The 19934-nt window shown below is 67.9% G+C and carries 21 protein-coding genes; 14 read left to right on the top strand and 7 right to left on the bottom strand.

The features are described from left to right. Positions 1-99: 99 nt before the first annotated feature. The 3 genes from CBR61_RS06480 (at position 100) to CBR61_RS06470 (ending at position 2351) form a co-directional block, all read left to right on the top strand. Positions 100-717 (top strand): DNA-3-methyladenine glycosylase family protein, encoded by a 618-nt coding sequence (locus CBR61_RS06480; RefSeq protein ID WP_088913627.1) that lies wholly within the window; start codon positions 100-102, stop codon positions 715-717. A gap of 132 nt (positions 718-849) precedes the next feature. Further along, complete coding sequence (locus tag CBR61_RS06475) at positions 850-1125, top strand: hypothetical protein (protein ID WP_157696519.1); 276 nt, start codon at positions 850-852, stop codon at positions 1123-1125. Between the two features lie 419 nt (positions 1126-1544). Further along, positions 1545-2351, top strand: a complete 807-nt coding sequence (locus CBR61_RS06470) for an SDR family oxidoreductase (protein ID WP_088913625.1) — start codon at positions 1545-1547, stop codon at positions 2349-2351. Between the two features lie 130 nt (positions 2352-2481). On the opposite strand, the gene CBR61_RS06465 is transcribed toward CBR61_RS06470, so the two are convergent. Next, positions 2482-2778, bottom strand: a complete 297-nt coding sequence (locus CBR61_RS06465) for a 4a-hydroxytetrahydrobiopterin dehydratase (protein ID WP_088913624.1) — start codon at positions 2776-2778, stop codon at positions 2482-2484. Positions 2779-2841: 63 nt separating this feature from the next. Between CBR61_RS06465 and ccmA the strand changes: the two genes are divergently transcribed. From ccmA to CBR61_RS06450, 3 genes are read left to right on the top strand one after another with little or no spacing between them, the layout of a single operon-like run. After that, positions 2842-3453, top strand: coding sequence for a heme ABC exporter ATP-binding protein CcmA (ccmA, locus tag CBR61_RS06460; protein WP_088913623.1), 612 nt, complete (start codon positions 2842-2844; stop codon positions 3451-3453). Further along, positions 3450-4103, top strand: a complete 654-nt coding sequence (locus tag CBR61_RS06455; RefSeq protein WP_088913622.1) for a heme exporter protein CcmB — start codon at positions 3450-3452, stop codon at positions 4101-4103. Before ccmA ends, CBR61_RS06455 begins: the two co-directional genes overlap by 4 nt. Further along, a complete protein-coding gene (locus CBR61_RS06450) occupies positions 4100-4762 on the top strand; it encodes a hypothetical protein (protein WP_233996895.1) in 663 nt (220 codons plus the stop codon). Before CBR61_RS06455 ends, CBR61_RS06450 begins: the two co-directional genes overlap by 4 nt. Positions 4763-4900: 138 nt before the next feature. On the opposite strand, the gene map is transcribed toward CBR61_RS06450, so the two are convergent. Both map and CBR61_RS06440 read right to left on the bottom strand, forming a co-directional pair. Then, positions 4901-5728: a type I methionyl aminopeptidase gene (gene map, locus CBR61_RS06445; protein ID WP_088913620.1), complete on the bottom strand. Its 828-nt coding sequence runs from the start codon at positions 5726-5728 to the stop codon at positions 4901-4903. Positions 5729-5760: 32 nt separating this feature from the next. Then, entirely contained in the window at positions 5761-6609 is an 849-nt protein-coding gene (locus tag CBR61_RS06440; RefSeq protein ID WP_172835928.1) for a PdaC/SigV domain-containing protein, read from the bottom strand. Between the two features lie 84 nt (positions 6610-6693). Between CBR61_RS06440 and CBR61_RS06435 the strand changes: the two genes are divergently transcribed. The 5 genes from CBR61_RS06435 (at position 6694) to glnA (ending at position 11521) form a co-directional block, all read left to right on the top strand. Then, positions 6694-8079 carry a leucyl aminopeptidase family protein gene (locus CBR61_RS06435; protein WP_088913618.1) on the top strand — a complete coding sequence of 462 codons (1386 nt, stop codon included), beginning with the start codon at positions 6694-6696 and terminating at the stop codon, positions 8077-8079. A 97-nt stretch (positions 8080-8176) separates the two neighbouring features. After that, positions 8177-8539, top strand: a complete 363-nt coding sequence (locus CBR61_RS06430; RefSeq protein WP_088913617.1) for an SH3 domain-containing protein — start codon at positions 8177-8179, stop codon at positions 8537-8539. A gap of 4 nt (positions 8540-8543) precedes the next feature. Then, a complete protein-coding gene (gene argC / locus CBR61_RS06425; RefSeq protein WP_088913616.1) occupies positions 8544-9473 on the top strand; it encodes an N-acetyl-gamma-glutamyl-phosphate reductase in 930 nt (309 codons plus the stop codon). A 232-nt stretch (positions 9474-9705) separates the two neighbouring features. After that, positions 9706-10044, top strand: a complete 339-nt coding sequence (locus tag CBR61_RS06420) for a P-II family nitrogen regulator (protein ID WP_054119870.1) — start codon at positions 9706-9708, stop codon at positions 10042-10044. Positions 10045-10111: 67 nt separating this feature from the next. Beyond that, positions 10112-11521: a type I glutamate--ammonia ligase gene (glnA, locus tag CBR61_RS06415; RefSeq protein ID WP_088913615.1), complete on the top strand. Its 1410-nt coding sequence runs from the start codon at positions 10112-10114 to the stop codon at positions 11519-11521. Between the two features lie 85 nt (positions 11522-11606). Here the strand turns inward: glnA and CBR61_RS06410 are convergent, their stop codons facing one another. Both CBR61_RS06410 and CBR61_RS06405 read right to left on the bottom strand, forming a co-directional pair. Next, on the bottom strand, positions 11607-12278 hold the full coding sequence (locus CBR61_RS06410; RefSeq protein ID WP_088913614.1) for a hypothetical protein: 672 nt from the start codon (positions 12276-12278) through the stop codon (positions 11607-11609). Further along, on the bottom strand, positions 12256-13317 hold the full coding sequence (locus tag CBR61_RS06405) for a hypothetical protein (protein ID WP_157696517.1): 1062 nt from the start codon (positions 13315-13317) through the stop codon (positions 12256-12258). The genes CBR61_RS06410 and CBR61_RS06405 overlap by 23 nt, the downstream gene beginning before the upstream one ends. A 145-nt stretch (positions 13318-13462) precedes the next feature. Here CBR61_RS06405 and CBR61_RS06400 point away from each other — a divergent pair, with 145 nt between their 5' ends. Both CBR61_RS06400 and CBR61_RS06395 read left to right on the top strand, forming a co-directional pair. Then, entirely contained in the window at positions 13463-14422 is a 960-nt protein-coding gene (locus CBR61_RS06400; RefSeq protein ID WP_088913612.1) for a calcium/sodium antiporter, read from the top strand. A 157-nt stretch (positions 14423-14579) separates the two neighbouring features. Then, a complete protein-coding gene (locus tag CBR61_RS06395) occupies positions 14580-18221 on the top strand; it encodes an autotransporter outer membrane beta-barrel domain-containing protein (RefSeq protein WP_088913611.1) in 3642 nt (1213 codons plus the stop codon). A 73-nt stretch (positions 18222-18294) separates the two neighbouring features. Here CBR61_RS06395 and CBR61_RS06390 read toward each other — a convergent pair whose 3' ends face one another. Continuing rightward, a complete protein-coding gene (locus CBR61_RS06390) occupies positions 18295-18957 on the bottom strand; it encodes a hypothetical protein (RefSeq protein ID WP_088913610.1) in 663 nt (220 codons plus the stop codon). Beyond that, positions 18954-19160: a helix-turn-helix transcriptional regulator gene (locus tag CBR61_RS06385; RefSeq protein ID WP_088915496.1), complete on the bottom strand. Its 207-nt coding sequence runs from the start codon at positions 19158-19160 to the stop codon at positions 18954-18956. Before CBR61_RS06385 ends, CBR61_RS06390 begins: the two co-directional genes overlap by 4 nt. Positions 19161-19360: 200 nt before the next feature. Between CBR61_RS06385 and CBR61_RS06380 the strand changes: the two genes are divergently transcribed. Further along, positions 19361-19924: a lysozyme gene (locus CBR61_RS06380; RefSeq protein WP_088913609.1), complete on the top strand. Its 564-nt coding sequence runs from the start codon at positions 19361-19363 to the stop codon at positions 19922-19924. Positions 19925-19934: the final 10 nt, after the last annotated feature.

Here is a 19934-nt window from a genome sequence, read left to right as displayed (position 1 = left end):
GGTTCCTTCCGGGCTGTTGAGCGCAAGACTGTGCGCTGTGAGAATGCGCCGAGGCTGCTAAGATACTCTCGGGGCCAAGGCAAGATAAGGAAATTGGGAGTGGGCTTGAGCGCCGAAAAATTGCGCGGGGATCTGGATGCGCTGGCGGCGCGCGAGCCGAAGGTGGCGCGCGCCATCGCGGCGGTCGGCTATCCCGAGCCGCGCCTGCGTGACCGCGGTTTCGTGACGATGCTGCGCACCATCGTCGGCCAGCAGGTCTCGGTCGCGGCCGCCGCCTCGATGTGGAGAAAGCTCGAGACGGAACTGGGCGAGGGCTTCACGCCGGCGTGCCTGTTGAAGCGCGATTTCGACACCCTGCGCGCCTGCGGCCTCTCGCGCCAGAAGCAGGGCTATGCGCGCTCGCTGTGCGAGCTGGTCGAGGCGGGCGAACTCGATTTCCATGCTCTGCCCGAGGACGACGAGGAAGCCATCGCCCTCCTCACCCGCATCAAGGGCATCGGCCGCTGGTCGGCGGAGATCTACCTGCTCTTCGCCGAGGGCCGCCCCGACATCTGGCCCGCGGGCGACCTTGCGGTGCAGGAGGGGGTGAAGCGGCTGCTCGGGCTGGAGGAGCGCCCGGCAGAGAAGGCGACCCGCGCTCTCGCCGAACCGTGGGCGCCCCAGCGCGGGGCGATGGCGATCTTCACCTGGCACTACTACGCCAACCCGGCGCTGTAGGGCTTCGTCCGGTATCGGCATTTTCGGCCGGGAAGCAGCCGTTCGGGTATCGACCCCATTGCGGACGTTCGATGATCTGATGCAAGGAGATGGCGCCCGGCCTGCAGCTTGGCTTGTGGGAGACTTCGTGTCTTGGAAATGCGCCTAACGCTCACCGGGAGCGAAGAAGCTCTAGAAGACATCATCGATGCGATGATTTCGCAGATACACTGCCTCATCCATACCAGACATAGCTGGGATGTATTCTTTAGCGACTTCCAAGGATTTCTCTACGATGTGCCCGAAGCGAATATAACAGTATGCTTCTCTGGCACGATTTCCCCCAAGTCGGCCGCGCAAGAATTCGTGGAGCTGGTGCAAGAAATGGATGATGACTTGCAAGGCCGCGTGCAGGTACGCACGGCCTGAGGCTTGCAGAAGTGTGCCAGGAGCGGCAGCCACCCCAGTTAGGTTGGTCCGTTTCCCACCCACTTACCGCCATTCGCGCACATCCTCGGCGCTCCCAAAAGCGGACGCTCGGCACGCTTTCCTACCGGCGGGCTTCCGGTTAGCCTCGGGCGGCTCTTTCGAATTGTCGTTGCCGCGCGGGATCGCCGCAGAGGGTTGCGCCTGCGCCCCATCTGGCGAAGAAAACGCAAAACACAGTGTCAACTTCGGTTTTGCTGCAGAACGCTCTGAAAGAATTGCGGAAATTCTGCAGGAAATCGAAGTTTACAGTGTCAACTTTGTAAACTTCGCCCGCCGCTGTGCGTTGGCGCACTCTGCCTGCTGACAAGCCTGTCAGTCCGCTCTAGACGGTTGCAAAACGCAATCGAGAGGGGATCATCATGAGCACGCAGCGCAGCATCTTCATCACCGGCGGCGGATCGGGCATCGGGCGCGCGACGGCGCTGCACTTCGCCGCGCGGGGCTGGTTCGTCGGGGTGGCCGACATCAATGCCGGCGGGATGGCCGAGACGCTCAACCTGATCCAGGGCAGCGCCAAGTGGGCAGGCCCGCTCGACGTGCGCGACCGCAAGGGCTGGGACGAGGCGCTCGCCGCCTTCGCCGAGGCCGCGGGCGGACGGATCGATGCGCTGGTCAACAATGCCGGGATCGGCACCGGCGGATCGCTCTCCGAGCTCGACCCCGAGGAGATCGACCGCTGCCTCGACATCAACCTGAAGGGCGTGCTCTACGGCGCGCAGGCGGTCTATCCCTACCTGCAGAAGACCGCCCCGGGATCGGCCCTCGTCAACATCGCGAGCGCCGCCGGGATCGCGGGCTCGGCGGGAATGAGCGTCTATTGCGCGACCAAGTTCGGGGTGCGCGCGGTCTCGGAGAGCCTCGATGCCGAATGGGCGGGCGACCGCATCACGGTCGCCTCGGTGTGCCCCGGCTTCATCGAGACCCCGTTGCTCGACGGGACGGGCAACCGCAGGTCGAACGAGCAGATCCGCGACCGGGTGCGCGCGGCGGGGCTGGAGATTACGCCCGTCGAGCGCGTCGCCGAGGCGGTGTGGGACGCGGTGCACGGGGATAAGCTCGACTATTTCGTCGGCGCGACCGCCAAGCGCATGGCCTTCGCCAAGCGCTGGATGCCGGGCAAGGTCAGGAAGCAGCTGCGGGCGAGCCTGCGGCCGCTGGGGCAGTAGGACTGACCCCGTTCGCCCTGAGCCTGTCGGAAGCGAAGCTGACGCGTAGCGTCAACGGCTGCACTTCTCTTTGGGCCGCAGCGCGCGCCTCAAGAAAGGACGTGGCTTCGACAAGCTCAGCCCGAACGGGTTACGGTCGAAGCAACCCATCCACGGCTGCCGCCATCCGCGCATCGCGCGCGGACAGCCCGCCCGCGTCGTGGGTGGTCAGCGTCACCTCGACGCGGTTGTAGACGTTGAACCATTCCGGGTGATGGTCCTGCGCCTCGGCCAGCAGGGCGACCCGGTTCATGAAGCCCCAGGCCTCGGAGAAGTCCCTGAAACGAAAGGTCCGCGCGATCGCCTTGCCCTCGCGCGCTAGGCTCCATTCGGGGTGCGCGGCCAGCAGCGCGGCGGTTTCGTCGGGGGTGAGTTCGGGGACGGACATCGGTTGGTTCCTCGGATCGGGTCGCTTGTTTGCGGGCGCCCTTTTCCCTAACGCTGCGGCCCGATGCAAGCGCCCTCGCCCAGCCTGATCGCCGACAACCTCGCCTGCCGCAGGGGCGAGCGGCTGCTGTTCCGGCGGCTGTCGTTCCGGCTGGAAGCGGGCGCGGCGTGCCATGTGACCGGGGCCAACGGCGCGGGCAAGACGACGCTGATCCGCGCGCTGGCGGGGTTGACGACGTCGTTTGCGGGCGAGGTCCGGCGCGAGGGTGCGCTGGCGCTGCTCGACGAGCGCACCGGCCTCGATCCCGACCTGCCGCTGGGCAAGGCGCTGGCCTTCTGGTCCGGGATCGACCGCGTCGCCGACCGGCAGGCGATCATGGAGCGGCTGCGGCTCGGGGCGCTGGCCGAGGTGCCGGTGCGCTACCTCTCGACCGGCCAGAGGAAGCGCGCCGCGCTCGCCCGGGTGCTGGGGCAGGCCGCGCCCTTGTGGCTGCTGGATGAACCGCTGAGCGGGCTCGACACCGCCTCGCAGGGCCTCGTCAGCGCGCTGGTGCGCGAGCATTGCGCGAGCGGCGGGATCGCGCTGATCGCCTCGCACCAGCCGCTCGATGTGCCGGGCATGACCAGCTTCGCGATCGAGGACTTCGCCCCCGCGCCGGAGGAGGAAGAGGCATGATCGCCGCCCTGCTCCGCCGCGATCTGGCGCAGTTCTTCCCCTTCACCGGGAGCGGCGCGGCGTTGCCGGTCGTGTTCTTCGTCGCGGTCGCGATGCTGTTCCCATTCGCGGTCGGGCCGGATGCCAACGTGCTCGCGAAAACCGGCGGCGGGGTGGTGTGGATCGCGGCGCTGCTGGCGGCGATCCTGCCGCTGGAAAAGCTGGTGGCGCGCGACATTGCCCTCGGGTTCTTCGACCAGTTGCGCCTGCGCGGGATCACCGAGGAGGCGATGATGGCGGTGCGCCTCTTCGCCCACTGGCTGAGCTTCGGCCCGCCGCTCCTGCTGGCGACCTTCCCCGCCGCCGCGCTGCTGAAGATCGAGGGGGAGAGCTTCCAGATCCTCCTCCTCGGCCTGCTGGCGGGGACGCCGGGCCTGGCCGCCATCGGCCTGATGATCGCCGCGCTCACCGCCTCGCTCAGGGCAGGCGCCGCGCTTTCGGGGCTGCTGCTGATCCCGCTCGCGCTGCCGATCCTGATCTTCGGCGCGGGGGCGCTGGCGCGGCAGGATCCTGTGAGCCTCGGCTTCGTTGGTGCGATAAGCCTCGGCCTCGTCGCCCTCGCGCCTTTCGCCGCGGGCGCCGCGATCAGGGCCGCCAGAGAGATTTCGTGAGAGCACCCGAAAGTCACGTCCGCGCCAACATCCTGATGGGCAACATCGCGCTGGGGCTGCTGGGCTTCACGCTGTTCGCCTTCGCGCTCAAGGCCATCGCCCATCCGCAGGTGCAGGCGCGCTACACCCCGCTGGTGGTGTTCCACGCCGGGAGCATGATCGCCTGGCTGATCCTGCTGGCGAGCCAGAGCTTCCTCGCCGCCCGGTTCAGGCTGGCCGCGCACCGGGCGACGGGGCGCGCCTCGATCGCGCTGGTGGGGGCGATGCTGGTGAGCGGCGGGGTGATCTCGTGGCGCATCGGACAGGAACTCGGCCGCCCCGAGGTGACGGTGGTGAACCTTGCCGCCTTCGCGACCTTCGTGCCGCTCTATTTCCTCGCCCTCCACTACGCCCGCCGGAGGGACATCGCCGCCCACCGCCAGGCGATGCTGATCGCTACCCTCGCGCTGATGACCCCCGCCTATGCCCGCGTGGTGCAGGTGCTCGGCCTGCCCGATCCGGTCGCTATCGCGGTGCAAGTGCCGATCACGGTGCTCGTCTCGGCGGGATATGATTGGGTGCTGCACGGGCGGGTGACGCGGCCGGTGATCGCGATGCTGGGGTTCTCGGTGGGGCTGGTGACGGTGATGAGCGCGGTGCTGGCAGTGCTGTTTCTTTAGAGCACCGCCCGTCATTGCGAGCCGCGAAGCGGCGCGGCAATCCAGAGCAACGCGCGCCCCGCTCTGGATTACTTCGTTACGCTCACAATGACGAGAGAACCGAAGCTGGCCTCGGTTGCTCCCGGGACGCAGGTGGCCTTACACGTAAGGCGGGAAATCCCGCCCCGTCGGGCTCTTGGTGAAGATCTCGTTCCCGGTCTCGGTGATCGCAATCGAATGCTCGAACTGTGCCGAGAGCGACTTGTCGCGCGTCACCGCGGTCCAGCCGTCGCCGAGCACCTTGGCCCAGGGCTTGCCGAGGTTGATCATCGGCTCGATGGTGAAGAACATCCCCGGCCTCAGCTCCGGCCCCGTCCCGGCGCGCGCGGCGTGGATCACTTCGGGGGCGTCGTGGAACAGCTTGCCGAGACCGTGGCCGCAGAATTCGCGCACCACGCTGTAGCGGAAGCTGCTCGCATGGGCTTCGATCGCCGCGCCGATATCGCCCAGCCTTGCGCCGGGCTTGGCCGCCGCGATGCCGAGCATCAGGCACTCATAGGTCACCTCGACCAGCTTTCTCGCCTTCAGCGAGGGCTCGCCGGCGTAGAACATCCGGCTCGTGTCGCCGTGCCAGCCGTCCACCAAGGGCGTGACGTCGATGTTGAGGATGTCGCCGTCCTTCAGCACCTTGTCGCCCGGAATGCCGTGGCAGATCACGTGGTTGATCGAGATGCAGGAGCTGTGCGCATAGCCGCGGTAGCCGAGCGTTGCGGGGATCGCGCCGGCATCGAGCATCATGCCCCGGATCGCATCGTCGATGCTCCCCGTGGTGACGCCGGGCTTCACCAGTTCGACGCAGGCATCGAGGATCTCGGCGGCAAGGCGGCCGGCCTTGCGCATCCCCTCGAAGCCCTCGGGCGTGTGGAGCTTGATGGAGCCGTCGCGGTAGACGGTCGTATCGCCGTCGACGAGTTGATAGTCGTGCATGGCCCCCACATAGCGACTGCGGGCGCGAATTGCTACTTGCCCGGCGCGAAAGCCGCCGCGTATTCGGGCCTGACCGCCGCCAGCACCGCGGGAGTGACGGGCAGCGTCACCTCGTAGACCCCTTCGGCATAGGCGCCCGCGACATAGGGCGCGGCGATCAGGCCGATGCGGTCGAAGCTCCTGCGGCTGGCCGAGCCGACCAGCACGGTGAGATCGGCGATCGCCGGGCACGGGAAGATCCCGTCCTCGCTGTAGGCCCCCTCGAAGCGCTTGATCTTCTCGGCCTTGAGCGCCTTGCACCACGCCGGCCCGAGCGCCGCCTCGAGCGCCTCGGGCGAGCGGAACATCACCTTGGGGTCGATCGCCTGCTGCGCCTCGCGGTCCCACACCAGCGCGTCGAAGGCGCCGTTGCCGTGGGCCCCGCCGGTGTAGGCGTAGAAGCTCGCCGAAAGCGAGAGGAAGCGCTGCAGATCGGCGACCACCTCCCAGCTCTTCTCGAAGGAGCGGTTGACGCAGCCGAGGCAGTCGCCCTCGGCGAATTCGCGCAGGGCCTCGTCCCAGTCGGCGCGCTGTTCGGCGAGCAGCCTGTCGCGCTCGGCAGTGAAACGGGTGGTGAGCTGGGGCACGGCGGCGACCTTGGCCGGCCAGGTGTAGGAAAACTCGCGCAGCGCCTCGCCCGACCTCACGGTGTAGGTGGCGGTTTCGGAGAAGGCGGTCTTGTCCGGGGCGGGAGCGGCGGCCTCGGGGGGTGCCGGGGGCGTTTGCGCCGCGATCGCGGCGGGCAGGCTGCCGACCGCGAGGATCGCCGCGCCCAGCACGGCGGCGATGCGCGGGCGTCGCGATGCCGTTGTGCAGTCATCGCCCGGTCGTTGCTGTTTCACGTGGAACTTGTTGCAAGCCATCCTGATCCCCTCCCTGTCCGAATCCGCTGGTGACATCGGCGCGGGGGGGATTATGGAACGGCAATGACCGAAGCCAAAGCCCTGATCCGGCCCGACCGCGGCGAAAGCGCGGTGGCCATCCACCTCGTTTCCAAGGACACCTTCGAGGCCTTCGCCAAAACCCTCACCGCAGGCCAGCGCACGGCCGTTGCGGCGCAGAAGTTTGAGGGCGGCGGCTACCAGTATGCCATTGTTCCCGATGGCGATTCCTGGTTCGTGGTGAGCGGGGTGGCGAACGTCGAGAGCCTCTCGAGCTGGTGCCTCGCCAAGCTCGCCGAGGAGCTGCCCGAGGGGCTGTATCGCCTCGCCAGCGGGGATCCGGGCCCGGCGATGTTCGGCTGGGTCACGGGGCAATACCGCTTCACCCGCTACAAGAGCGAGGACAAGAGCCAGGGCCCGCGCGTGCTGCTGACCGGGCAGGTCGGGCAGATCGACAGCTATGTGGCTGAAGCGGAAGCGGAAATTTTCCTGCGCGATCTCGTCAACGCACCGCCCGAAGACATGGGCCCGGCAGAACTCGAGGCCGAGTGCGAACGCCTCGCCAAGGCCCACAAGGCCGAGCTGACCGTGGTGCGGGGCGACGCGCTGGAACAGGAATACCCGATGGTCCATGCCGTCGGCCGGGCGGCGGCACGCCAGCATGCGCCCCGGCTGATGCACCTCGTCTGGGGCGATCCGGCCCACCCAGTGCTGGCGGTGGTCGGCAAGGGGGTCTGCTTCGATTCCGGGGGCCTGAACATCAAGCCCGGCAGCGGCATGCGGCTGATGAAGAAGGACATGGGCGGTGCGGCCCACGCGCTGGCACTCGCCGGTCTGGCGATGGGCGCGCGGCTGAAGGTGCGGATGCATCTGCTTGTTCCGGCGGTGGAAAATGCGATCTCGGGCGGGGCGTTCCGGCCGGGCGACATCCTGAAAAGCCGCAAGGGCCTGACGGTCGAGATCGACAACACCGACGCCGAAGGGCGCCTCATCCTCGGCGATGCGCTGACCCGCGCCTCGGAGGAAAGCCCCGACCTGATCGTCGACTTTGCCACCCTGACCGGCGCGGCGCGGGTCGCGCTCGGCCCCGATCTGCCGGCGCTGTTCGCCCGCCGGGACGAGACCGCGGAGGCCTTCCTCGCCGCAGGCAAGGCGAACGACGATGCCGCCTGGCGCCTGCCGCTGCACGATGGATACCGCGAATACCTCGCCTCCGACGTCGCCGACATGGCGAACTCGGCCGCCAATCCCTTCGCAGGCGCCTCGGTCGCCGGCCTGTTCCTCGACCGCTTCGTGGGCGAGGGTATCGACTGGGTGCATTTCGATACCTTCGCCTGGTCCCCCGCCCCCAAGCCCGGCCGCGCACGGGGCGGGCGCGGGCTGGGTCTGAGGGCCGCGTGGCACGCCATCCGCGCCCGCTACGGCAGCTGAGCTTGCCCCGCGCGCCGCTTGCCGCTAACGGGCCTGCCACGCTGCACGGCCTGGGGAGAGGTCGCCGGCGTCACCTGAGAAGGCCAACGGAACAGCCATGAGCGGCGCGCAGCGCGAGACGACGGAATATGCAGTGCCTGCGGGCGTGCTGGGTCTGAAGGGCCCGGTGGAAAAGCCCGCGCCCGGCACGCTGCCGCTGCGCGGCGATCTGGCGCACATCGCGCTCGCCGGGAGCCACCTCGCGGCGCATTACGTCATCCCCCATGTCCGCACTGTCGGCACGGAGGGTGCGGGCCTGCGCCTCGCCCCGCGCGCGGATGGTGAAATCTTCGCGACCCTCCCCGCCGGCAGCCGGTTCGAGCTGCTCGACGTGGCGGGCGAATGGGTGTGGGGCTGCCCCGGGCCGCAGGGCCCGACGGGCTGGTGCCGGGCGAGCGACCTCGCGTCCGCCGAGAGCTGAGGCGGTGGCGATCCGCCTGTTCATCGACGGGGCTGCGGGCACGACCGGCCTCGAGATCCGCGAGCGGCTGCAAGGGCGCAGCGAGTTCGAATTGCTGGTGCTGGACGATGCCCAGCGCAAGGACGAGAGCGCGCGCCGCGACGCGCTCCACGAAGCTGACATCGCGATCCTTTGCCTCCCCGATGAAGCAGCAAAGGATGCTGTACGACTGGCCGACGGGGCGGCAACGCGCATCATCGACGCCTCAAGCGCCCACCGCGTGGCCGAGGGCTGGACCTACGGCTTTCCCGAAATGGTCGGGCATGAGGCGATCGCCAATGCCCGTCTGGTGAGCAATCCGGGGTGCTACCCCACCGGCTTTCTGGCGCTGGTCGCGCCGCTTGTGCGCGCGGGGCTGCTGCCCGCCGACTGGCCCTATACCGTCAACGCCGTGAGCGGCTATTCCGGGGGCGGCAATGCCCTGATCGACCGCTTCGAGGCCGATCCCGACATCGCCTTCCGCGCCTATGGCCTCGCGCTCGGGCACAAGCACCTGCCAGAGATGCAGGCCTATGCGGGCTTGGCCCATGCGCCGGTGTTCTCGCCGAGCGTGATCCCCGCCCACCGCGGCATGGTGGTCGACGTGCCCCTGCCGCTCGCCGCCCTGCGCGGCCAGCCGCGGGCGGATGCGCTGCACGCGGCGCTCGAGGCGCAGTTCGCTGGCAGCGGCCTCGTGTCGGTCGCACCGCTCGCGCCGGTTCCGGGTGAGATGCTGCTGCTGCGCTCGGCAACCCCGTGGGACGGCCTTGCGCTCCATGTCTGTCCCTCGGCGGACGGCAGGCAGGCGCGGCTCGTCGCGGTGCTCGACAACCTTGGCAAGGGTGCGTCCGGAGCCGCGATCCAGAACCTCAACATCATGTGCGGACTGCCCGAAACCACCGGCCTGCGCCTCTGATCGCGGAGCGCCTTGCTTAAAATTTAGGCATGCGGTGATCTGATGCTGTGCACCATTGCGCAGTGCACCATAATCTTGCTAACCGGCCAGCACGGGCGAAAGACATCCCTCCCCTTGAGTCTTCAAGCGGCAAGGATTGTTCGCAGCCATCATCCATGGCTTGGCACGATTCTTGTTAAGAATCGGTCAGCATTCCAGCCAGGCGCGAACGGGGCCAACCGACGGGGACGACGTGAAAAAGATCGAAGCGATCATCAAACCCTTCAAGCTCGACGAGGTGAAGGAGGCGCTGCACGAAATCGGCGTGTCCGGCATCACTGTCACCGAGGCCAAGGGTTTCGGGCGCCAGAAGGGCCACACCGAACTCTATCGCGGGGCCGAGTATGTCGTGGATTTCCTCCCCAAGGTGAAGCTCGAGGTGGTCGTCGCAGACGATCAGGCCGAGCGCGTGGTCGAGGCGATCGCCGCAGCCGCGCAGACGGGACGGATCGGCGACGGCAAGATCTTCGTCACCGCCATCGAGAGCGCGCTGCGCATCCGCACCGGCGAGACCAACGACGACGCGATCTGATTTTCCACCCTCTCCAGCCTGCCGCGGGGGCAGGCCGAACGCATCAAGTACCCGGAGGCAATAAGAAATGTCGAAAGCAAAAGACGTCCTGAAGAAGATCAAGGACGAGGAAATCGAGTGGGTGGACCTGCGCTTCACCGACCCAAAGGGCAAGTGGCAGCACCTCACCATGGTGGCCAGCGTCATGGGCGAAGATGAACTTGAAGACGGCCTCATGTTCGACGGCTCGTCGATTGCCGGCTGGAAGGTCATCAACGAAAGCGACATGATCCTGAAGCCCGACCTGAGCGAGACCTGGGTCGATCCCTTCAGCGCCACCCCGATGCTGATCATCAACTGCGACATCGTCGAGCCTTCGACCGGTGACTGGTACGCCCGCGACCCGCGCACCACCGCCAAGCGCGCCGAGGCCTACCTGAAGTCGACCGGGATCGGCGACACCGTCTATGTCGGCCCCGAAGCCGAATTCTTCATGTTCGACGACGTGCGCTTCGAGGACGGCTATGCCGGCTCGGGCTTCTCGATCGACGACATCGAACTGCCGACCAACACCGCCAAGGAATACGACAACGGCAACATGGGCCACCGACCGCGTGCCAAGGGCGGCTACTTCCCGGTCGCGCCGGTCGACAGCGCCGTGGACATCCGCGCCGAGATGGTCTCGACCATGCTCGAAATGGGCCTGCCCTGCGACAAGCACCACCACGAAGTCGCCGCCGCGCAGCACGAACTGGGCCTGACCTTCGGCACGCTGGTGCAGACTGCCGACCGCATGCAGATCTACAAGTATGTCGTGCACCAGGTCGCCCATGCCTACGGCAAGACCGCGACCTTCATGCCCAAGCCGATCAAGGCCGATAACGGCTCGGGGATGCACACCCACATGTCGATCTGGAAGGACGGCAAGCCGATGTTCGCGGGCAATGAGTACGCAGGCCTTTCGGAAATGTGCCTCTACTACATCGGCGGCGTCATCAAGCACGCCAAGGCGCTCAACGCTTTCACCAACCCGACCACCAACAGCTACAAGCGTCTGGTGCCCGGCTTCGAGGCGCCGGTGCTGCTGGCCTATTCGGCCCGCAACCGCTCGGCCTCGTGCCGCATCCCCTATGGTGCGGGCGACAAGGCCAAGCGCGTCGAGTTCCGCTTCCCCGATGCGATGGCGAACCCCTACCTCGCCTACGCGGCGCTGCTGATGGCGGGTCTCGACGGGATCGAGAACAAGATCCACCCCGGCGAGGCGATGGACAAGAACCTCTACGATCTGCCGCCGGCCGAACTCGCCGAGGTGCCGACCGTGTGCGGTTCGCTCCGCGAGGCGCTCGACAGCCTGGCTGCCGATCACGAGTTCCTGCTCAAGGGCGACGTGTTCACCAAGGACCAGATCGAGGCCTACATGGAACTGAAGTGGGAAGAGGTGATCCGCACGGAGACCACCCCCTGCCCGGTCGAGTTCGACATGTATTACTCGATGTGATCCCGCGCCCCTCCGGGGGCCGGAGCATTGCACAAAAGGCCCGGGGATCGCTCCCCGGGCCTTTTGCTTGGGCCGCGGCAGGGCCTCAGGGCCTGGTCGTCATGCCGCTCCCGATCCTGAGGTAGCGCCGCATCACCTCGCGGTGATGGCCCGGGTCCGCGCCCGAACAGGCGAACAGCAGCAGCCCCGCAGGCGCGGGCATGATCGCCCAGGTCGCCCGCACATCCTCGCTGCTGCGCGTGTCCCAGCCGAGCAGCTTGAGCGGAATGGCCGAACGCTGGCCGGGCGTGTCGAGCACCATCGTCGCGCGGTTCTCGATGGTGAAGCCGAGCTGGGCGATCAGCGCGTCGAATGGCTCGTAGAGCGTATCGATCTCGGCCTGGATCGCCGCCATGGTGAAGGCGGCAAAGCTGCCGTCGGGAAGCCGCTGGGCGGCGCATTTCGTCTCGATCGTCCCGGCATCGAAGATGAAGCTGCGCATCGGTCCGGCCATGTCGATCCGTCCACCGTTGGGCATGGTGAAGCGGTACCACCCCTCCTCGTCGGCAAAGGCGACTCCGCCGGTGGCGGCATTGTCGGGATCGGGCAGCAACTGCCCCCGCGCCTCGGTGGGGATCACCAGCCCGCCCGAAGCATCGACCGCGACCGCCGCCTGGGGGGGCCGGGTGTCGCCTTCAAGCGGGTTGGTCTGGGCCCCGGCGGGCGCGGCGAGCGCCAGCAGCGCGAGGGCGAGGCTAGGCCGCAGCGGGATTGGCATTGATCACCCCCATGTAAAGCCCGTGCGTGGCGCGCGCGGCGTCGAGCGCGGCGGTCTGCAACAGGGCGGGATCGACCCGGTACTGGTAGGTCGAATAGTTGTAGCCCAAGGTCGGGCGCGAGGGCGCGGCCATGTTCGGCTCGGTCCACCAGGCGTTGGAGCGCACATAGGCGTTCCATTCCTCGATCTCGGCATTGTTGTTGAAATTGCTGGTCTGCACCAGTTGCCCCGCCTGGCCGACGGCAACGCGGTCCTCGAGGATCACCCGCGCCATCTCGCCCGCCAGCGCGATCTTGGCGTGGAAGAAATTGCAGTGCGTGAACAGCGGCACCAGGAACAGGCCGGGCTGGATGCCGACATTGGCCCCGCCGCCGTAGGTCGAATGGCCGCTGCCGGTCAGCGCGGCGAAGTCCATGACGAGGCTCGGGATCACCACCACGCACTTGAGCGCCGCCGACATCGCGTTGAGCGCGCGGGCATTGCCGAGATTGAAGGGCGAGCGGTCGGACAGCGGCGCTTCGGGGCCGATGGTCAGCAGCGGAAGGTATTCCGGGCTCACCACGGCAACGGTGCGCGAATCCGCGAAGGGTTTCTTGAGAAAGGGATCGGGCGTCGGATCGAGCTTCTTGAAGCCCTCGCTCGCCGAGATCTCGTTCCAGCCGAGCACGGTGCGCCCCGTGGCGCGCAGCCGCTCGATGAAGTCGGTGAAGGCCAGATGGGCGATCTGGCGCATCAGCGCCGCATCGACCCCGACGAGATCGGCGGTGAGATCGACCTTGTTCGACCCCTGCCCGCTGCTGGCCCCCATGCCGTTGCGCATGACCAGTCCGAACCGGTACGACGGCACCGCGATCCGCGTCGTTCGCGCAAGGATCTTGGCCATTACCTGATGGTAGTTCTTCAGGCTCATGCCGGAGAGAGGCACCATGCCCTCCGCCGCGCGGGCCGGAGGCGCGGCAAGCCCTCCTGCTGCCAGAGCCCCCATAATTCCGGCGCCGCCATGCAGCACCGAACGCCGGTCCCAATTCGTTACGCTCATTCAAACCCCCTTGAATGCGCGCCCGGTCTTTTCTTTGGAAAGTAACACCTGGTTTCATGGCTCGCAACCCAAGGCGGAGTTACTTCACCTCCGCGCACGAACTCGCTAGGACCTCCGGGTAACCCGCCAACTGTTCAGGACATTCATGACCGAATCGCTGCTGCTCGTCGCCGGAGGCCTGGTGCTGCTTGCGCTGGGCGGGGAACTGCTGGTGCGCGGGGCTGTGGGGATGGCGGCGCGGCTCGGCATCTCGCCGCTGCTGGCGGGGCTGACGATCGTCGGCTTCGGCACCTCCACCCCGGAACTGGCGACCAGCGTCCAGGCCGCGCTGGCGGGATCCCCCGGGATCGCGATCGGCAACGTGGTCGGATCGAACATCGCCAATATCCTGTTCATCCTTGGCCTTTCGGCGGTGATCCTGCCGCTTTCGGTCAACCCCGCTTCCTTTGCGCGGGATTCGATCGCGCTCGGCGGCTCGGCGCTGCTGTCCACCGGTGCGGTGCTGCTCGGCGTGATCGGGCCTCTGGCGGGGATCGTCCTCATCGGCTGCCTCGTGGGCTACATCTGGTGGGCCTACAAGTCGGAGAGCGCCGCGCCCTGCCCCGAGGCGACCCGCCACGAGCACGAAGCCGAGGACGTGCCGGTGCCGCCCGATGCCGGCCCGGTGGTGCTCGGCGGGATGATCCTGGCCGGGCTCGCCGCCGCGATCTTCGGTGCCGGATGGCTGGTCGATGGCGCGGTCGTGCTGGCGGGTGCGGCGGGCGTGTCGGAAAGCGTAATCGGCCTCACCGTGGTCGCCGTGGGCACAAGCCTGCCCGAACTGATCGCCTGCGTCGTTGCGGTGCTGCGCAAGCACGAGGACGTGGCGCTCGGCAATGTGGTGGGATCGAACATCTACAACCTGTGCGGCATCCTCGGCACCACCGCACTGATCCAGCCCATTGAAGTGCCGGCCGAAATCGCAGGTTTCGATATCTGGGTGATGCTCGGCGTGACGGCGCTCCTGATCGTCCAGCTGCGCAGCGGATGGCGGCTGTCGCGGCTCGAGGGGGCGGTGCTGGTGGCGCTTTATGCCGGCTACACCGCGCTGCTCGCCACTCGGTGAGTCGCCCCGCGCGCACGACCTGATGCCGGAAAGCAACGCCGGCAGGAAATGTTGTTTCACTCTTGCCCTGCTTCGGCGAGCAGCTAGTTTGCCGATCCTTCGCAACAGCTTGCGAACTTCAATACCCCCCTAGGGACGCAACAAGGTAGAGGTGTCTATGATCAAAGGTGATCGTCGGGTGCGCCCGGCGCTGATGACGGGTGTGGCGCTGGCCGGCCTGGTGCTCGGTGCCGGAGCCGCCAATGCGCAATCCGTTCTGGGCGTGAACGGCCCGCGGCTCGACGCCGCCGAGCTCGAGGATGCGCGGCATCGCGACGTCATGCTCGATCCGCGCGAGGTGCTGAACGAGCGCCACGGCGGCACGATCCTCGATCCGACCCAGCTCCTCGACGAACGCCACGTGCGCGCTCCCGCGCTCGGCACCGAGATCGAGACCTATGTCGGCCAGGTCGACATCCAGGATGAATCCCAGATCGTGATTTCGCTGCCGGGCACCCCGACCACGGCACGCGATCCGGTCAACATCAACGGCATCGGCCAGATGATCGTCAGCACCCCGGGTGCCGGCGGCGGCGTGAGCCTCGGGCTGTGCACCGGCACCCTGATCAACCCGCGCACCGTTCTGTTCGCCGCGCACTGCGTGAACAACCGCCCCGCGACCGCCTACGGTTCGGCCTCGGGCGGGGTCGCGATCGGCTTCGGCTTCAACAATTCCAACAACACCACCCAGCCGGGTCAGCCGGCCGGCACCTCCCCGCTGCTCAACTGGCTGTTCGGTTCGGCGGCGCAGGGCCGCGCGCCCAACACCACCAGCACCAGCGAGTTCTTCTACACCGTCAACGGGCTGGTCTATAACCCGCTCTCGCTCGAACCGGCGGCTGCGGGCTTCCTCTATGGCGACGTGGCGATCGCCTCGCTCGACACGCCCGCGCGCAACATCCCGACCTGGGCGATCCTGCTGTCGGCGCTGACCCCGCCCTCGCAGATCACCGCGGCCAACGGCACGGGCTACCACGTCACCATCAGCGGCTACGGCGCCAACGGCATCGGCACCACCGGCGCGACCGGCGCGATCGACTATCGCCGGCGCGTGGCCGAGAACTGGCTCGGTGCGCTGACCTCGCTCAACGTGCGCGACACCTTCCTGTTCGGTGGCTTCTCGGTCAGCCGGCCGCAGAACCTCTACTGGATCGACTTCGACGATCCGCGCCGCGGCACCCCGCAGGCGTCCCCGTTCGACTTCAACGTGTTCCGCGACAACGCCCTGCCCAACGAAGGCACCACCTCGGGCGGCAACTCGGGCGGCCCGCTGATCCTCGACCGGACCTTCGCCCAGCAGGTCGTGATCGGCGTCCTTTCGGGCGGGTCGCGCTTCTTCGGCGCGCAGCCGGGTTCGAGCTACGGCACGGCCTCGTTCTACCAGCCGATCTACCTCTACTGGGACTGGATCGCGGCGAACAACCCCTACCGCTACGTCGGCGCGGTCGCCGGCAGCGGCAACTGGGAAGACCCGACCCGCTGGGTCTCGCTGCAGGACCCCAACTACTTCATCATCGGCGCCAACGGCCAGCTGGTGAACGGCGTTCCGACCCGCCCCGGCGAGCAGAACCTTGGCACCTCGGGCCAGTTCGGTGACCTCTGCGTGCAGGGCCCGGCGGCGGGCGGCGGCGATGCGTGCCTCAACCTCGCGACCGGCCAGATCCGTCCGACCCCGGGTGGCATCGGCACCTCGGGCAACGACACACTCGGCGAAGGGGCGGGGATCGGCAGCGCGCTGTCGAACAACTTTGGCTCCGACGTCATCAACCCCGACGGCGCCTTTGCCGCGAACGGTGGCCTCACCGCCTCCGATGAGCCGCAGAACACGGCGGTCCTGCCCCCGGCGACCATCGCCAACGGCCTGCCGGGCGCGACCAACTTCGTGCCCAACAACACCCCGGGCAACCGCCTTGCGGGCGTGCTGCCGCGCTACTTCGACGTGACGCTGGCCAACACCGGCACCACCACGCTGAGCAGCACGGTGACCATCGACCGGCTGACCCTGCGCGGTCCGGCCGGGCTGACGATCAACTCGGGCGCCCGCCTCAACTCGCTGATCGACATCACCCAGGCCGGCGGGATCATGACCGTGAACGGCACGCTGACCTCGGTGGGCGACTACACCGTGATGGGCGGCCTGCTGCAGGGTTCGGGCACGATCACTGCGCCCTTCGTGAACAGCGTGGCCGGCCAGATCGCGCCGGGCACGATCGGCACCACCGGGACGCTGTCGATCGGCGGCAACCTCGTGCTCGCCTCGGGCAACCAGTACCTCGTCGACATCTCGGGCACCGCATCCGACCGGATCGCCGTGACGGGCGCGGCCAATGTCGGCGGCCAGGTGGTGGTCGGCGCGGGCGTGACCGGGCAGGTCAACGGCCTCGGCCGCCAGTTCACCATCCTCACCGCCACCGGCGGGGTGACCGGCACTTTCTCTGCCCAGAGCCTCTCGCCGATCCTCAGCCAGCAGTTCACCTACCAGACGAACGCGGTGCTGATGCAGATCCGCGCGGCGAGCTACAACTCGGTGATCGACCGCAACAGCACGGTCCAGACCGCCTACGCCCAGCTGTTCGACCAGAACCGCCCCAACGAGGCGCTGGCGAGCCTCTATGCGCTCGACTTCGCGTCGGTCGACACGATCCGCAACACCTTCGCGAGCCTCGCACCTGTCAACGAGCAGGCGGTGCGTTCGCTGTCGGCGCAGTCGGTCAACATGCTCCAGAACTTCAACGCCGCGCGCCTGCGCGAGGCGGACAAGTCGCGGGCGGGCGGCAAGGTCGCGGTGATCGGGCGTCCGCTCGAGCTGGCGCAGATGGGCATGGCCCCCGCGCTCCAGCCGCTCGGCGGGATCCAGATGGGCGTGCAGGACGGCGAGACCACGATGACCGAGACGAACCTGCCCGACAATGTCGCGATCTTCGCGGCGGGCGGTCTGGTGTTCGGCGACGCGGATTCGCTCCCCGGCTACGGGGTGGGCAACACGATCGCGGGCCGGCTGATCTCGCAGCCCACCGAGTTCGACGGGTTTTACCTGGCGGGCGGGATCGAGTTCTACCCGGGCGAGAGCACCATGGTCGGGATCTCGGGCTTCTACAGCTCGATCGACGCCAACACGCCGCTCGACCAGCGGGTCCAGAACGACACCTATGCCGCGTCGGTCTACCTGCGTCACGCCTTCGCGAACGGCCCCGTGATCGACGGCCAGTTCAGCATGGGCAGCATGGGCTTCGACACTCGGCGTCAGGTGCAGTTCCTCACCGCCCCGCAGACGCTCGAATCGACCTCGGACGACCTGCTGGTCTCGGGTGCCCTCGGCATCTCTTATGACCTCGAAAGCAGCATCGGCACGATCTCGCCGGGTATCGAGGCGCGCTACGCCAGCGTCGATCTCGCCACCACGCGCGAGACCGGCGGCACGCTCGGCCTGAACTTTGCCCGCGAGAGCTTCGAGAGCAAGCAGGCCCGCTTCGGCTTCGCCTACGAGAAGCAGGGCAAGCAGATTGCGATCAACGCCAACGCGCAGTTCGTGTGGGAGTTCGAGGACGGTCCGCAGCTGCTCGGCGCGAACTTCGCGACCGGCACCGGCCCGAACGCGAACTTCGTGCTCGACACGGCCGACCACACCTGGGGCGAGGTCGGCATCGCGGCGACCTTCGGCACCGGACCGCTTCAGACGGCGATCTCGGTGGACACCACCATCGGCCGCGACAATGCCGAGGCTCAGGTGGTGCGCGGCAGCGCGACCTGGCGCTTCTGATCGCCGCTCACGGCAAAGGAAAGGGGCGTCCGCCACACGGCGGGCGCCCCTTTTGCTTGGGCCCTGCGCCTTTCTAGCGGATCACCAACATCCCGCGCCGGCCAACCACGATGAAGCTCGCTGCCAACACCAGCACGTAGAACAGAGTCACCAGATCGAGCGGCGCGGGCGCGGCGACCTGGCCGACATGGGCGAACATCGACCACAGGCCCACCACCAGCACGACGAGCCCATAGGTAATGGCCGCGGCCTCGAGATGAGCCATCCGCATCAGCTCGTCGCAGGCGCGATAGGCCACCACCGAAAGCACACCCCCGACCAGCAGCCCCCCTGCCCCGAGCGCGAGCGCGATCCCTTGAGGCACTGGTCCCACGGGCGCGGCGAGCGCGAGGCTGAGGAGGCCGATCCCCCAGAGCGCCATCGCAGCGCCGGAATAGATCAGCACCCGCTTCTGCTCGCGCAGTTCATCGGCGTCCTCGACATTGAGAAAGCGCGCACCGAGGCGCGGGCTGGCGGCACCGAAGCCGACCGCCAGCCCCATCAAGGTGTAGAACAGCGCCACCATCACGGCGAAAAGCGCCGACGCACCGAGAGCGTCGACGGTCTCGCTGTCGACGAAACGCATCGTCGCCGAAGCGGCGGCGAAACCGATCACGCCGCCCAGCGCGGCAGGGATCAGCAGCTTGCGGACCCAGACGGGCATGGCGGTGCGGGGGGTCTTGTCTTCCAGCATCATGACTCGGGCTCCCAGTGATCGATGAAAAGCTCGGGCACCGCCACGCCGAACAGGCGCGCCATGCGCAGCGCGAGGGGCAGCGAAGGATCATACTTGTCGGTCTCGACCGCGTTGATCGTCTGGCGCGACACGCCGAGGCGGCGGGCGAGTTCGCCCTGGCTCCACCCTTCGGCCTCACGGTAGTGCTTCAGACGGTTTTCCACCTGGGTTCCTGCCGACAAGTTGATCAAGTGCATCCAGGCTCCGCCGATCCGCACGTCCGAATCAACTAGGCCTGACAAGAGCTCTTTACAGACAAGAACTCTTGTCAGTCAAGAACTCTTGTCACCCTGCCGAAAACCGTTTTCCTACTCGCGCAAGCCGTGCGTAATTGCCGGGCCTCACCCCGACAGGAGGCAAGCCCATGACCTTCAAACCCGCCACCCCGATCCTGAAGCTGATGCGCCGCCTCGCCGCCCTGCCTGCCGCGAATGCCCCCGCCACCCCGCGCCGCATCGGCCCGGCCGGCGTCGCGCTCGTCAAGCGCTTCGAGGGCTGCGCGCGGCTCAGGGGCGACGGTCTCGTCGAGGCCTATCCCGATCCGGGCACCGGCGGCGCGCCCTGGACCATCGGCTGGGGCGCGACCGGGCGCGACCGCTTCACCGGCGGGCGCATCGGCCCGGACACGCGCTGGACCCAGGCCCAGTGCGACGCGCGCCTTGCCGAGGATCTCGCCGCCCATGCCGCCGAAGTCGCCGCCGCGATTGGCGAGGCGCCCACCACCCAGGCCCAGTTCGATGCCCTCGTCAGCTTCCACTACAATACCGGCGCGATCGCCCGCGCCACCCTGACCCAGCGCCACATCGCCGGCGACCATGCCGGCGCCGCGCGCGAATTCGCCCGCTGGAACCGTGCCGGCGGGCGGGTGCTCAAGGGGCTGGTGCGCCGCCGCGCGGCCGAGGCGGAACTCTATCTGAGCGGGATGTGAGAGCCGGCCC

Origin of the sequence: Porphyrobacter sp. CACIAM 03H1 (assembly GCF_002215495.1) — a bacterium.
Classification (GTDB): domain Bacteria; phylum Pseudomonadota; class Alphaproteobacteria; order Sphingomonadales; family Sphingomonadaceae; genus Erythrobacter.
Note: the sequence above shows the minus strand (reverse complement) of the source record. Positions and strands in the feature narration are given on the sequence as shown.